We start from the raw sequence: 14,015 nt of genomic DNA on the forward strand, positions 1-14,015 counted from the left end.
GTGTCTGATGTCCTAACCCAGCCCTTGCAGTTCTCCGATCCCCGCGACCTCGACGACCTGCGCACCTTCGCCACGCGCGCCAAGTCCATTGACGACGGCGCCATCCGGCTCCAGGCCGCGGGCCCGGTCCTGGCCGCCTATGTCTGCGTCCTGCGGCCCCGGCTCCTGGGCGAATCCACCCCCACCATCCTGGGCCTGCGGACCATGGCACTGGCACAGCCGGCCGACACTGACGTCACAGTGCCGCTGTCCGCAGTGCTGGACCGTTTGGCACGGGCGGGGGAGCACGACGTCGAACTTCCCGTCCCGCCGGTGACCGTCAGCGAGTCGTGGGCCGGGATCGGTGCGCCGCGGTCCGGCTGGGAACTGCTCGGCACCGTCCAGGACCATGTCCTGCGGGCCGCCGCCGAAGCCGGCATCCGGGAAATCGCCGCGATCATCCCGGACAAGCCGGGGGCCCTGATCGTGAACAACGCCAGGGCGACGGTCTGGGGTCGGGAACTGCCCGACGCCGGCGGCCTGCCGGCCGGGACCGCGTTCGCCGCGCTCACCCTGGGCTTTCTGGCCGACGGCGAACAACGGCTCTACCGGGCCGGGCGCTGGTTCCGGCTCAGCGGCACCCGCGGCCACGTGCTGGTCCGGACCGGCACCGGGCTCTAGAAAGCCCCGGCGCCGCCGGGATCAGGTCCCCGACGGGCTGTTCACCATGGATAGGGCTGCCCGCTCCATGTAGTCCCAGAGCGTTCCCTCGTACAACGGCGGCAGCTCCAGGGCATCCACTGCGGCGCGCATGTGGAACAGCCAGCGTTCCTTGGCCTCCGGCGTCACCCGGAACGGCATGTGGCGCATCCGCAGCCGCGGATGCCCGCGCTCCTCGCCGTACGTGGTGGGCCCGCCCCAGTACTGCTCCAGGAACATCAGGAAGCGCCGCTTGGCCGGGCCAAGGTCCTCTTCCGGGTACATGGCGCGCAGCAGCGCATCGGTTGCGACGCCGTCGTAGAAGACGTCGATGAGCTTCACAAAAGTCTTGTGGCCGCCCACCGCGTCATAGAAGTTGTCCGTGTAGCCGGGCTGGCTGAACGGATCGTTTTGCAGCAACTGCCTGGGCTGGCTGGGTTCGCCAGCGCTGGGAATCGTCATTGCTCTATTCTCCGGCCATCTGCTGGGGTGCGCTGTCGGCCTCGTCCGCCGGGGGCGTCTCGTCCGGGATGTAGGTGCCCTGCGAGCGGTTGCCCACGCGCAGGATTTCGCCGTTGCGCAGGTACCAGATGGTGCCGTCGTCGGCCCGGACGCGGGTGAGCCGCAGGTTCATGGCCTCGACCGTGCCCACCACCTCGGAGGTCTCGATGATGTCGCCAATGCCGTACTGGTCCTCGATCGTGATGAAGATGCCGGCGAGGAAGTCCCGGATCAGTTGCTGGGCACCGAAGCCGATGGCCACGCCGAGGATGCCGACGCTGGTCAGGATGGGAGCCACGTCCACGTTCAGGTTCTTGAGCACGTACACGATGGTGAGCACGGCCACCATGACGCCGACCACGCTATTGAGCAGTGCGCCAATTGTGTGGGCCCGCTGGACCCGGCGTTCGTGGTCCAGGGCGCGGAAGGCCGGAGCCACCCAGCGGAAGTGCGCCCCCTTGAAGAGTGTGCTGCCCGAGGCGACGCGTTTGGTGATCCCGGCGATCACGAAGGATGCCACCAGCCACACGGCGACGCCGACCCCCAGGCTGATCAGGGCACCCGGCAGGTTGACGGCTGCGATGTCTTCAGGGGTGATTGGTTCGATGGTGCTCAGGCTGATCATCGGCGGGGGAAACTCCTTGTTGCTGCGTCCCTGCTGCAGGCCGGCAGCAGGGCTGGGCGTCCGGATAGGCCCCCGGCGTTCGCCGGGCGCATAACACTCTGGTCTACTTCAACATTAGCGCCGTAGCGTGGCCCCATGCGCATCCTGGTTCTCGGCGGGACGATCTTCCTGTCAGCGGAAATAGCCCGGCAGGCCCTGGCCGCGGGCCACGACGTCACGTGCCTGGCCCGAGGTACCGCCTCCCCGCCGCCCGACGGCGCCACCTGGCTGCGCGCGGACCGCTCGCAGGGGAAGGCCGCCTACGAGGAGGCCGCCTGCAGCGGCGGGTGGGACGCCGTCGTCGACGTCTCCCGGGACCCTGACCAGGCGCGGGAGGCGCTCGAGGCGCTGGCCGGCCCGGCCCGGCACTGGACCTTCATCTCGAGCTGCTCGGTCTACGCGGACCACTCCGTGGCCGGCGCCGCCGAAGACGCTCAGCTGCTGCCGCCGCTGGCTCCGGGCACGGAACTGACCATGGACAACTACGGCGAAGCCAAGTCCGCGATCGAGCACTGGACCCGGGAACTGGCAGGAAACAAGGCGCACCTCTGCCGCGCCGGCCTGATCGGCGGACCGGGGGACGGCTCCGACCGTTACGGGTACTGGCCGGCCCGTTTTGCCCGGGACAATGATCCCGTCCTGGTCCCGGACATCCCCACCGATGCCACCCAGATCATCGACGTCCGCGACCTCGCGGCCTGGATCCTGGCCGCCGCCGAAAGCGGGACCACCGGGGCGCTGAACGCCGTCGGTGAGCCAGTGCCCTTTGCTGCCTACCTGGAGGAATCGCGTCAGCTCGCCGACGCCGACTCGGAGGTCGTTGTCGCTCCCGAGGACTGGCTGGCGTCCCACGGCGCGAACTACTGGGCCGGTCCGGACTCGCTGCCGCTGTGGCTGCCGCCAGGCCACGAGGGCTTCGCGACCCGCAGCAATGACGCTGCCCGGGCGGCCGGGCTGCGGCTGCGGCCCTGGATGGACACGCTGCGGGACACCCTGGCGGATGAACGCCGCCGCGGACTCCGCCGCGAACGCAAGGCAGGGATGAGCCCGGAAACGGAACGCCGGATCGTGTCCGCGTACAGGGCGGAGGCCTCAGCCGGGCCCGGCTGACGGTGCCGCTTGAAGTTGTTCAGTCCGCCTGGCCCTCCACCACAGCCGTGGGCTCGTGCAGTACCGGGAAGTTGACGCTGCGGGCGATGAAACAGACCTTGTTGGCCTCGACGTGAAGCTCCTCCAGAAGATCCGGGGCCGCCGGTCCCGCCACGGTCACCCTGGGCTTCAGCGTGACCGATTCGAACTGCCCGCTGCCGTCCCGGTTGGTCCGCATCAGGCCCTCGGCCCGGTCCTCATAGGCCGTCACCACCACGCCGTGCTTCACGGCCACGTGCAGGAACGAGAGCATGTGGCACTGCGAGAGCGCGGCCAGGAGCAGCTGTTCGGGGTTGTAGCGCTCCCGGTCCCCGTGGAACGTCGGATCGGCCGAGCCGCGCAACACCGGCAGTCCGGGGATCTCGACGTCGTGGTCGCGTGAGTAACCGCGGTACGTGGACGTCCCGGCCCCGAGGTTCCCGGTCCAGCGGACAGTCAGCGCATAGCGGTGTTCGTCAAGGCTCATGACTCCAGCCTAGGGCACATCCCTGCCCGGCCAACTCGCAGCAAAGGGCCGTTCTGGACGTCCAAAACGGCCCCTGCTGCGGGCTGGTTGAGCGGGCTTCCCGTGGGGCGGCGTCCTACCCGACGTCGGCCTGGCGGGCCCGCAGGGAGCGGGCCACGCCGTCGCGGTTCTCCAGCATCATCCGGCGCAGCGCCGAGCTGTCCTCCGGCAGCGAGGCCAGGAACTCGTCGGTGCGGTCCACGGTGGCCTGCGTGGTCAGCTGGGCCGGGTAGAGCCCGACGACGATCTGCGAGGCCAGCGCATGGGTGCGGTTGGCCACGATGCCCGGGACGGCCTCGAAGTACTTCTCGGCGTACGGCTCCAGCAGGGACGTGTCCAGGACCCGGGTGAAACCGGCCACTGCGGAGCCCTGCAGGGCGTTGGACAGATCGCCCTTTACCACAACCGATTCCCAGGCTTCGGCCTTGGCCTCCGGAGTGGGGATGGCGGCCTTGGCCAGGGCTGCGGCGTTCTGGCCGTTGGAGGTGTTGTCGTGCGCCAGTTCCTCGTCGATCCGCTCCTGCCCGGCGCGGCCGCCGGCCACGAGGGACGCCAGCAGCTCCCAGCGCAGGTCCTGGTCCACGGTCAGCCCGTCGAGGGTGAGCGAGCCGTCCAGCAGCCCGGACACCGTGTCCAGCTGCCCGGCGCTGCGGGCCAGCAGGGCGTAGGACTTCACGAACTGCAGCTGGGCGTCCGAGCCGGCCGGCACGGCCGAGGCGAGATCCCAGAGCGTATCGGTCGCGGCCACGGCGGTGGCCTCCTTGTGCTCTTCGGCCACGTAGAAGGTCAGCGTGGTGGCCAGCTGCCGGAGCTGGACCAGGATCACGGAGGAATCGGATTCCTCGGCAATGTTGGCCAGGATCAGGTCCACGTACCCGCGGGCCGGGGACTCGCCGTCGCGCGCCGCGTCCCAGGCCGAGCCCCACACGAGGGTGCGGGGGAGGCTCTGGCTGAAGTCCTTCAGGTGGACCGTTGCGGTGGCGAGGGACTTCGGATCCAGGCGGACCTTGGCATAGGCGAGGTCGTCGTCGTTGAGCAGGATCAGGTCCGGCTGGGCCAGGCCGGCCAGGGCCGGAACTTCGGTGCGCTCGCCGTCGACGTCGAGCTCCTCGCGGTGCACGCGCTCCAGCTTGCCGGCGCCGTTGAGGTTGTAGAACCCGACGGCGAGGCGGTGCGGCCGCAGCGTCGGCTCGCTCTCGATCGCCGACTGCACGATGGCGAAGGAGCCGATGGTGCCGTCCGCGTCCGCCGAGATCTCCGGCGTCAGGGTGTTGACGCCGGCGGTCTCCAGCCAGAGCCGGCCCCACGTTTCAAGGTCACGGCCGCTGGCCTTCTCGAGTTCGGCCATGAGGTCGCTCAGCTCGGTGTTCTGCCAGGCGTGCTTGCTGAAGTATTCGCGCACCCCGGACATGAACTCCTCCGGGCCAACCCAGGCGACGAGCTGGCGCAGCACCGAGGCGCCCTTGGCGTAGGTGATGCCGTCGAAGTTCACCTCGACGTCCTGGAGGTCGTTGATCTCGGCAAAGATCGGGTGCGTGGTGGGCAGCTGGTCCTGCCGGTACGCCCAGGACTTCTCCACGGAGGCGAAGGTGGTCCAGGCGTGGTCGAACTCGGTGTTCTCCACCGCGGCCAGGTGGGACATGTATTCGGCGAAGGACTCGTTGAGCCAGAGGTCGTTCCACCAGCGCATCGTCACGAGGTCACCGAACCACATGTGCGCGAGCTCGTGCAGCACGGTGATGGCGCGGCGTTCCACCTGGGCGTCGGTGACCTTGCCGCGGAAGACGTAGCCTTCCAGGATGGTGACGGCCCCGGCGTTTTCCATGGCACCGGCGTTGAACTCCGGCACGAAGAGCTGGTCGTACTTCTCAAACGGGTACGGGCAGCCAAACTGGGCCTCGAAGAACTCGAAGCCCTGCCGGGTGAGCTCGAAGATGTTGTCGGCATCGAGGTACTGCATGAGCGACTTGCGGGCGAAGATGCCCAGCGGAGTGACCCGGCCCTCCGCGGACGTGACCTCGCTGCGGACCGACTGGTACGGCCCGGCGATCAGCGCGGTGACATAGGAGGAGAGCCGCGGAGTGGGCGTGAACTCCCAGACGGAGCGGGCGCCCCCGTCCGCGCCGGGGATGGTCTCGACCGGCACCGGGGTGGGGGAGTTGGACACGAGGTCCCAGTGCGAGGGGGCGGTGACGGTAAAGGTGAAGCTGGCCTTGAGGTCGGGCTGTTCGAAAACGGCGAACATGCGCCGCGAGTCCGGGACCTCGAACTGGGTGTACAGGTAGACCTCGTTGTCCACCGGATCCACGAAGCGGTGCAGGCCTTCGCCGGTGTTCATGTAGGGCGCGTCGGCGACCACGAGCAGGTGGTTTTCGGCCGCCAGGTCCGGGAGCTGGATCCGGACGCCGTCGGAGACCTCGGCCGGATCCAGTTCGCGGCCGTTGAGGCTCACGCTGTGCACGGCGTGAGTCACGGCGTCGATGAAGGTCGAAGACCCCGGCTTGGCCCTGAACTTCACGGCCGTGGTGGACCCGAAGACTTTCTCGCCGCGCGTCAGGTCAAGGCTGACCTCGTAGGAGTCGACGTCTATCAGGGCGGCGCGCTCGCGGGCTTCGGCGCGGGTCAGGTTCATACCGGGCAAAGGGGCCTCCAGAAGAAGATGGATACTGCCGGCCGGCCGCAGCCGCCGGCGATACTGTGAAATTATTCTTTCACGTCAGCCGCGGGTGGCAAGTTAGCCCGATCACAGTGTCACTCACCGGCCCGGCTCCAGTAACCAGATGCGGCACCAGATTCGGCACCGGGCCAACACCCGGTTCGGCGCCGGGGCCGCCCGGCACGGCTTCCCAGTCGCGGCACGTGCGGCCGGGGTAGCGTTGGGGTATGGGAAAGTTCGGGGACTCAGTCGATGCAAGGGCGATGCGCTTTGCCATCGGGTTCCCCCTGATGCTGGCGGCCGGATTCGTGGTGTGTGCGCTTCTGGTGCGCCCGGAGCTGCCCGAGCCGCTGGCCGTCCGCTGGACCGACGCCGGTGCCGTCGACTTCGCGCCGTTCACCGCAGTCGCCGGAGCCGGTGCCTCGCTGATCGTGGTGATCGGCTGGGCCGTGCTGCTGCAGGCCGTGCCGCTGTCCCGCCCCGCGATGATGCGCCGCATCATGATGGGCGCCGGCCTGTCCATGAGCCTCTTCGTCACCACCGTCCTCGCCGCCGTGCTCGTGGGCCAGCTGGGATTGCCCGATGCGAGGGGATCCCATGTGGACGGCTCAGTCCTGGGCCTCGGCAGCGGCGCGGCCCTCGCCCTGGGCGTCGTCATGGGTTGCGTGTTCAAGGCCGACGAACGCTGGTCGGTGGATGACGACGTCGCCGTCCGCCAGGCCCTTGAGCGCGAACAGGATCCGGAATTGGCCAGGGACCGGGTCAGCCTCTGGGTCCATGCCCGCAGCTCGATCTTCGTCATGCTGGGCATTGCGACGCTTCTGCCAGCCGCCATCCTCACCATTGCCGTGCCGTGGCTGTCCGCCCTCCTGGTGGCCGCGGCCCTGGTGGCCGCGGCGTTCCTGGTTGCCCGGATCCGGGTTGACCGCAGCGGCCTGCACGTCTTCGCGGCCGGCTTCGTCCGGGTCATGGATGTTCCGGCCGCGGCCATCGACTCCGCCACGCCCAGGGACGTCACCGCGGCGGAGTATGGCGGGTGGGGTTACCGGACCCACGGCAACACCACGGCGATGCTGGTCGGCAGCGGCCCCGCGGTGGTCATCGACCGCTCGGACGGGCGCCGGCTGGCGGTGAGCGGCGGAAGCGCCACCGCGGCGGACAACATTGCCCGGACGCTTTCCCGGGTCGCGGACAGGGCCCGGCGGAACGGCGAGACGCCCGCCGTGTAACACGACGGTCCCGTCAGGCATCCGGGCAGCTGGAGCGCCGTCCCGGGAGACTCGGCCTAGTACGCTTGGACCAGACCCCAACCGCCCCCGGCCGCCGTCTGGCGCCGCAACTGAACGGAACAGCCGTGACCATTTCTGACTTCCCCCGCGTGCACATTGCCACTGATCACGCCGGAATGGAGCTCAGCGCCCACCTTGTCAGCCACCTCAGCGCCAAGGGCTACGAGGTGGTGGACCACGGGCCCAAGGCCTACGACGCCCTGGATGACTACCCGTCGTTCTGCATCAACGCCGCCCTCGCGGTCGTCGCCGACCAGGAAGCCGGAACCAACGCCCTGGGCATCGTCCTCGGCGGCTCGGGCAACGGCGAACAGATCGCCGCCAACAAGGTCAGGGGCGTCCGCGCCGCGCTGGCGTGGAGCCTCTCCACGGCGCAGCTTGCCCGCGAACACAACGACGCCAACGTCGTCGCCGTCGGCGGCCGCCAGCACAGCGTCGAAGAGGCCACCGAAATCATCGAGGCCTTCCTGGCGGAGCCGTTCAGCAACGACGAGCGCCACGTCCGCCGGATCGGCAAGATCGCCACGTACGAGCGCACCGGCGAGGTCATCGACTAGTGCCGGAAGGGCATTCCGTCCACCGGCTGGCGCGCCAGTTCGGTGACGTCTTCGCGGGGGAGCGGCTCGCGGTCTCCAGCCCGCAGGGCCGGTTCGCGCCCGGCGCCGCCGTGCTGGACGGCCACGTCATGACATCCGCGACCGCGCACGGGAAGCACCTCTTCCTCGAGTTCGAGCACGGGCTGGTCCTGCATGTCCACCTAGGCCTCTATGGCGCCTGGAGTTTCGGCGGCGACGCCAGCTTCCGCGGCGCGTCCAGCATCGGCGCGCCCCGGAAGGTGGGGGAGCGGGAGGTTTACGACGTCGGCAGCGCGGCTGAGCCGGCCGACGTCGTGGCCGCAGCGTCGTCTGCATACGCAGGGCCGCCGGAACCGGTGGGCGCCGTGCGCGTCCGGCTGGTGGGCAGGCACGGCTGGGCTGATCTCCGCGGCGCGACCACGTGCGAGGCGATCACGGAAGCGGAGGCGGCCTCCGTGCTGGCCCGGCTCGGCCCGGACCCGCTGCGCAACCGGTCCGGCGACCGGGACGCATTCACCGCCACGGTGGCGGCCAAACGCACACCGCTCGCGGGCCTGCTCATGGACCAAAAGGTGATTGCCGGCGTCGGGAACGTCTACCGGGCCGAACTGCTGTTCCGGCAGCGCCTCAACCCCTGGCTGCCCGGGGCTGAACTGTCACCGGACGCGGCCCGCCGGCTCTGGGACGAAACCGCGGCAATGATGTCCGACGGCGTCCGGGACGGCCGGATCATCACGACGCCACCGCGCTACTGGGGCGCGCCGGGCGGCCACGCGAACGGCGACGCCGCGCCGAGCAACGTGCCGAGCGCGCTGCCGGAACCGGACCACGCACACTTTGTCTACCGGCGGCACGGGCTGGACTGCCGTGACTGCGGCACGCCCGTGGCGCTCACGGAGTTGGGTGCCCGGAAACTGTACTGGTGTCCGGGCTGCCAAAAAGCATGAATCACGGGGCTGGACCCGACGTGCCCCGGACCGCACCCACGCGAAGAACCCTGGCTGTGGCCCCGGGCGCAGACACAAAAAAGCGCAGACACACAAAAGCCCCTCCGCAGAGGGGCTTTTTTCGTCATATTTCTGAGGGGACGACGGGAATCGAACCCGCGTAATCAGTTTGGAAGACTGAGGCTTTACCATTAAGCTACGTCCCCGGGAACTTGCTGGAACTCCAGCAAAACTTCCGGTCGGCTGTTCAAGCCGGATACAACTAAACCCAATTCAGGGCCCCGGTGTCAAATGTGCAAATCGGCATAGTATGACCGTAGACTGTTCTGTGCACTTACGGGGTGTAGCTCAGCTTGGCTAGAGCGCCTGCTTTGGGAGCAGGAAGTCGCAGGTTCAAATCCTGTCACCCCGACTCTGCAAGCACTGCCAGCACGTGGCAATGCAGAACCCCATACCCCCCACACCAGGAGTACTTAGACTGTGAAGAGCGCTGTCGAGAACCTCACCCCCACGCGGGTCAAGCTCAATGTTGAGGTCCCCTTTGAGGAATTGAAGCCCAGCATCGCAGAGGCATACAAGACTGTTGCTTCGCAGATCCAGGTCCCCGGTTTCCGTAAGGGCAAGGTCCCCTCCAAGCTCATTGACCAGCGCGTTGGCCGCGGCTACGTCCTGGAGACGGCCATCAACGAAGGCCTCAACGGCTGGTACCAGGCCGCCGTGCAGGAAACCGGCATCCGCCCCCTGAGCCGTCCCGAGGTCGAGATCACCGAGGTTCCGGACCCGTCCGCCACCGACGGTGAACTCAAGTTCCACGCCGAGGTTGACATCCGCCCCGAGATCGAGCTGCCCGACTACGCCGGCATCAAGGTTGAGGTCGCCGCCGCCGAGTCTTCGGACGCCGACGTCGACAAGGCCCTGGACGAGCTCCGCGGCCGCTTCGGCACGCTGAAGTCCGTAGACCGTCCGGCCGCCGATGGCGACTTCCTGACGATCGACATCGCAGCCTCGATCGACGCCGCTGAGGTTGACTCCGCCTCCGGCCTGTCCTACCAGGTTGGCGCCGGCACCATGCTCGAAGGCCTCGACGAGGCCGTCACCGGCCTCAGCGCCGACGAAGACGCCATCTTCGACACCACGCTGGTCGGCGGCGAGCACGCCGGCGAGTCCGCCCAGGTCAAGGTCACCGTCAAGGCCGTCAAGGAGCGCGAGCTCCCCGTCGCCGACGACGACTTCGCCCAGCTCGCCAGCGAATTCGACACCCTGGCCGAACTCCGTGAGGACCTCGCCAAGCAGGCCGCCGAGTCCAAGGTCGTGGAACAGGGCGTCGAGGCCCGCGACAAGGTCCTGGACAAGCTCGTTGAGCTGGTCGAGGTTCCCGTCCCCGACTCCGTCGTCGAAGAGCAGATCGAGCAGCACTTCAGCGCCGAGAACGCCCACGGCGAAGGCGAGCACGACACCGAGGAGCACCGCGCCGAGGTCAAGGCCAACACCGAGCGGGCCTTCCAGAACGAGATCATCCTTGACGCCATCGCCGAGAAGGAAGAAGTCAACGTCAGCCAGAACGAGCTGATCGACTACATCGTCACCACCGCCAGCCAGTACGGCATGGACCCGAACCAGTTCGCCCAGATCATCGATCAGAGCGGCCAGGTTCCCATGATGGTTTCCGAGGTCCGCCGCCGCAAGGCACTGGCCGTCGTTTTGGGCCAGGCCGAGGTTACCGACTCCGAGGGCAACAAGGTTGACCTGAGCGATTTCGTCCGCCCCGGCGACGAGGCTGCCCCGGCCGCCGAGTCCGTTGAGGAAGAAGCAGCCGCAGAAGATGCAGCCGCCGCGGCCACGCCGAGCGATGACCCCGCAGCAGTGAAGTTCTAGCACTAGCGCTGACGGCCCCCGGATCACCGATCCGGGGGCCGTTCGTTTTAAGTCCGCGCCTGCCGGCCGTGCCATGTCGCGGCGGACTGTTAAGAGCCGCGAAGGCCGCGCATCCGGGACCCGGCTTGAGCGGTCCCGGCAATCGTGCGCCGTCAGCGAACAGCCCTGCGCCAGCGAACAAAGCGGGCGTGAAAACGGTTAGTGTCGCTGTAGGAAAGTTCAGTGATGTCGTCCAGTGGCGTCACCGTCGCCAGTGAGAGGTAAGTACATATGTCACAGCAAGCAGGGGCACCCCGGATGGCCACGGTCGATCCGGCAGCCCAGGATAACTACATTTACAACCGCCTGCTGAAAGAGCGCATCATCTGGCTCGGCTCCGAGGTCCGCGACGATAACGCCAACGCGATCTGCTCCCAGCTGCTGCTGCTCTCGGCGGAGAATCCTGAAAGGGACATCTACCTTTACATCAACTCACCCGGCGGCTCCGTCACCGCCGGCATGGCGATCTACGACACCATGCAGTTCATCCCGAACGATGTCGTCACGGTTGCCACCGGCCTCGCCGCGTCCATGGGCCAGTTCCTGCTCTCCTCCGGCACCAAGGGCAAGCGCTACGCCACCCCTAACGCCCGCATCCTCATGCACCAGCCCTCCGGCGGCATCGGCGGCACGGCGTCTGACATCAAGATCCAGGCCGAGCTGATCCTGCACATGAAGAAGGTCATGGCCGAACTGACCGCTGACCAGACCGGCCAGGCCGTGGAGACCATCCTCAAGGACAACGACCGCGACAAGTGGTTCACGGCATCGGAAGCCCTCGAATACGGCTTCTTCGACAAGATCGCGGCGCACGCCGGATCCGTGGCCGGCGGCGGCGGAACCAACGCCAATGGCTCCGGCAACGGCGGCGGCGCTGCGACAGCCACCGAGAACTGACCGGCAGGTAGACAGCAATGAATTCAGGAGCAATGAACATGAACTACAACTTCGGTTCGACTGCCGGTAACCTGCCGAGCAGCCGCTACGTGCTGCCCCAGTTCGAAGAGCGCACCCCCTACGGCTTCAAGCGCCAGGACCCGTACACCAAGCTGTTCGAGGACCGCATCATCTTCCTCGGCGTCCAGGTCGACGACGCCTCGGCGGACGACGTGATGGCCCAGCTGCTGGTGCTCGAGTCCACGGACCCGGACCGCGACATCACGCTCTACATCAACTCCCCGGGCGGCTCCTTCACCGCCATGACCGCGATCTACGACACCATGACGTACATCCGGCCGGAGATCCAGACCGTCTGCCTCGGCCAGGCTGCCAGCGCCGCCGCCGTGCTGCTCGCGGCCGGCACGCCGGGCAAGCGCCTCGCGCTGCCGAACGCCCGCGTGCTGATCCACCAGCCCTCACTGTCCGGCGGACAGGGCGGGCAGGCCTCGGACCTGGAGATCCAGGCCGCGGAGGTCATGCGCATGCGGTCCTGGCTCGAGGACACGCTGGCCAAGCACTCCGGCCGAACGCCGGAACAGGTCAACAACGACATCGAGCGGGACAAGATCCTCACGGCGGCCGAGGCCATGCAGTACGGCCTCATTGACCAGGTCCTCGATTCCCGCAAGATCAAGCCCCAGGCAATCGCGCGCTAATCAGCAATTCGCGACGCCGGTGCGGCACTTTTACTTGGCCGCACCGGCGTCCGCTTTCCACCCAACGGGCCCAAAGTGACCTAGAGTGGAACATGTCACAGGCAGCAGCAAGCTACTAAAGGGGTTCACACATGGCTCGGATTGGCGAGAGCACCGATCTGCTGAAGTGTTCTTTCTGCGGAAAGAGCCAGAAGCAGGTTCGCAAGCTCATTGCCGGGCCCGGCGTCTACATCTGCGACGAGTGCATTGAACTCTGCAACGAGATCATCGAAGAGGAACTCGCGGAAGTAGCTGACCTGGGCAGTTTCGAGCTGCCCAAGCCCCGCGAAATCTTTGATTTCCTGCAGGAGTATGTGATTGGCCAGGAACCGGCCAAGCGCTCGCTCGCCGTTGCGGTGTACAACCACTACAAGCGGATCCAGGCCGGTCATGCGCCGAAGAGCGGCAACCTCGCCGACGGCGTGCACCACGACGACGTCGAGATCGCCAAGTCCAACATCCTGCTGATCGGCCCCACCGGTTGCGGCAAGACCTATCTGGCCCAAACCCTGGCCCGCCGCCTCAACGTCCCGTTCGCCGTCGCCGACGCTACGGCCCTGACGGAGGCCGGCTACGTCGGGGAGGACGTTGAGAACATCCTTCTCAAGCTCATCCAGGCCGCCGACTATGACGTCAAGAAGGCCGAGCAGGGCATCATCTACATCGATGAGATCGACAAGATCTCACGCAAGAGCGAGAATCCGTCCATCACCCGGGATGTCTCCGGCGAGGGCGTGCAGCAGGCGCTCCTGAAAATCCTCGAGGGCACTGTGGCCTCGGTCCCGCCGCAGGGCGGACGCAAACACCCGCACCAGGAATTCATCCAGATCGACACCACCAACGTGCTGTTCATCGTGGCCGGCGCTTTCGCGGGGCTCGAGGACATCATCGGTTCGCGTTCCGGACGCAAGGGCATTGGCTTCGGCGCCCCACTCAACGAGGTCAAGAACACCACGGACTCCTACGGCGAGGTCATGCCGGAAGACCTCCTCAAGTTCGGCCTGATCCCGGAATTCATCGGCCGGCTGCCCGTCATCACGACCGTCTCGAACCTGGACCGCGCCGCGCTCATCCAGATCCTGTCGACGCCGAAGAATGCCCTCGTCAAGCAGTACCAGAAGATGTTCCAGCTCGACGGCGTCGAGCTCATTTTCGAGGACGAGGCACTCAACACCATTGCCGACCAGGCGCTGGAGCGCGGCACCGGCGCCCGAGGGCTCCGCGCCATCATGGAGGAAGTCCTGCTCCCGGTCATGTTCGACCTCCCCAGCCGCGACGACGTCGCGAGCGTCGTGATCACGGAAGAGGTCGTGACCAAGAAGGCAGCGCCCACGATGATCGCCCACGACGTCAAGCGCCGCAAGTCCGCCTGATCGCCCTGCCTCATCCGGAACAAGCTCACTCGGAATAAATCAGCCGTACAGGTCGCTGTGGCTTTAAACGCGCCTGTATTTTGTGTACCGCAGCATGTGATGGACCGCAGCGCCGGAAATACCGTAGCGC

13 protein-coding genes and 2 tRNA genes are annotated in these 14,015 nt (G+C 67.3%); 10 read left to right on the forward strand and 5 right to left on the reverse strand.

What is annotated here, in order from left to right:
- Window positions 1-660, forward strand: a complete 660-nt coding sequence (locus BLQ10_RS09855) for a DUF8185 domain-containing protein (RefSeq protein ID WP_091561251.1) — start codon at window positions 1-3, stop codon at window positions 658-660.
- A gap of 21 nt (window positions 661-681) precedes the next feature.
- Here BLQ10_RS09855 and BLQ10_RS09860 read toward each other — a convergent pair whose 3' ends face one another.
- Both BLQ10_RS09860 and BLQ10_RS09865 read right to left on the reverse strand, forming a co-directional pair.
- Window positions 682-1,140, reverse strand: a complete 459-nt coding sequence (locus BLQ10_RS09860; protein WP_091561253.1) for a globin — start codon at window positions 1,138-1,140, stop codon at window positions 682-684.
- A 4-nt stretch (window positions 1,141-1,144) separates the two neighbouring features.
- Window positions 1,145-1,804: a mechanosensitive ion channel family protein gene (locus tag BLQ10_RS09865; RefSeq protein ID WP_091561256.1), complete on the reverse strand. Its 660-nt coding sequence runs from the start codon at window positions 1,802-1,804 to the stop codon at window positions 1,145-1,147.
- A 135-nt stretch (window positions 1,805-1,939) separates the two neighbouring features.
- On the opposite strand from BLQ10_RS09865, the gene BLQ10_RS09870 reads away from it, so the two are divergent.
- Window positions 1,940-2,953 carry an NAD-dependent epimerase/dehydratase family protein gene (locus tag BLQ10_RS09870; protein ID WP_091561259.1) on the forward strand — a complete coding sequence of 338 codons (1,014 nt, stop codon included), beginning with the start codon at window positions 1,940-1,942 and terminating at the stop codon, window positions 2,951-2,953.
- Window positions 2,954-2,972: 19 nt separating this feature from the next.
- Here the strand turns inward: BLQ10_RS09870 and BLQ10_RS09875 are convergent, their stop codons facing one another.
- Complete coding sequence (locus tag BLQ10_RS09875) at window positions 2,973-3,458, reverse strand: OsmC family protein (protein ID WP_091561261.1); 486 nt, start codon at window positions 3,456-3,458, stop codon at window positions 2,973-2,975.
- 115 nt (window positions 3,459-3,573) lie between these two features.
- Entirely contained in the window at window positions 3,574-6,129 is a 2,556-nt protein-coding gene (pepN, locus tag BLQ10_RS09880) for an aminopeptidase N (protein WP_091561263.1), read from the reverse strand.
- A gap of 251 nt (window positions 6,130-6,380) precedes the next feature.
- Here pepN and BLQ10_RS09885 point away from each other — a divergent pair, with 251 nt between their 5' ends.
- The 3 genes from BLQ10_RS09885 (at window position 6,381) to BLQ10_RS09895 (ending at window position 8,964) form a co-directional block, all read left to right on the forward strand.
- Window positions 6,381-7,382: a hypothetical protein gene (locus BLQ10_RS09885; protein WP_091561266.1), complete on the forward strand. Its 1,002-nt coding sequence runs from the start codon at window positions 6,381-6,383 to the stop codon at window positions 7,380-7,382.
- Between the two features lie 125 nt (window positions 7,383-7,507).
- A complete protein-coding gene (locus tag BLQ10_RS09890; protein ID WP_091561520.1) occupies window positions 7,508-7,999 on the forward strand; it encodes a ribose-5-phosphate isomerase in 492 nt (163 codons plus the stop codon).
- Window positions 7,999-8,964 carry an Fpg/Nei family DNA glycosylase gene (locus tag BLQ10_RS09895; RefSeq protein ID WP_091561268.1) on the forward strand — a complete coding sequence of 322 codons (966 nt, stop codon included), beginning with the start codon at window positions 7,999-8,001 and terminating at the stop codon, window positions 8,962-8,964. Before BLQ10_RS09890 ends, BLQ10_RS09895 begins: the two co-directional genes overlap by 1 nt.
- Before the next feature lie 135 nt (window positions 8,965-9,099).
- Here the strand turns inward: BLQ10_RS09895 and BLQ10_RS09900 are convergent.
- Window positions 9,100-9,170 (reverse strand) — tRNA-Gly (locus BLQ10_RS09900).
- Window positions 9,171-9,301: 131 nt separating this feature from the next.
- Between BLQ10_RS09900 and BLQ10_RS09905 the strand changes: the two genes are divergently transcribed.
- The 5 genes from BLQ10_RS09905 (at window position 9,302) to clpX (ending at window position 13,885) form a co-directional block, all read left to right on the forward strand.
- Window positions 9,302-9,376, forward strand: a tRNA-Pro gene (locus BLQ10_RS09905).
- 68 nt (window positions 9,377-9,444) lie between these two features.
- Complete coding sequence (gene tig / locus BLQ10_RS09910) at window positions 9,445-10,839, forward strand: trigger factor (protein ID WP_091561271.1); 1,395 nt, start codon at window positions 9,445-9,447, stop codon at window positions 10,837-10,839.
- Between the two features lie 297 nt (window positions 10,840-11,136).
- Entirely contained in the window at window positions 11,137-11,775 is a 639-nt protein-coding gene (locus BLQ10_RS09915; RefSeq protein ID WP_091561274.1) for an ATP-dependent Clp protease proteolytic subunit, read from the forward strand.
- 38 nt (window positions 11,776-11,813) lie between these two features.
- The gene (locus BLQ10_RS09920; protein ID WP_026266422.1) at window positions 11,814-12,473 is read left to right on the forward strand and encodes an ATP-dependent Clp protease proteolytic subunit; all 660 of its coding nucleotides are present in this window, start codon (window positions 11,814-11,816) and stop codon (window positions 12,471-12,473) included.
- 131 nt (window positions 12,474-12,604) lie between these two features.
- Window positions 12,605-13,885 (forward strand): ATP-dependent Clp protease ATP-binding subunit ClpX, encoded by a 1,281-nt coding sequence (gene clpX / locus BLQ10_RS09925; RefSeq protein WP_091561277.1) that lies wholly within the window; start codon window positions 12,605-12,607, stop codon window positions 13,883-13,885.
- The last annotated feature ends 130 nt before the right edge of the window (window positions 13,886-14,015 follow it).

Origin of the sequence: Arthrobacter sp. ok362 (genome assembly GCF_900102785.1) — a bacterium.
In the GTDB taxonomy this organism is placed as follows: Bacteria; Actinomycetota; Actinomycetes; order Actinomycetales; family Micrococcaceae; genus Arthrobacter.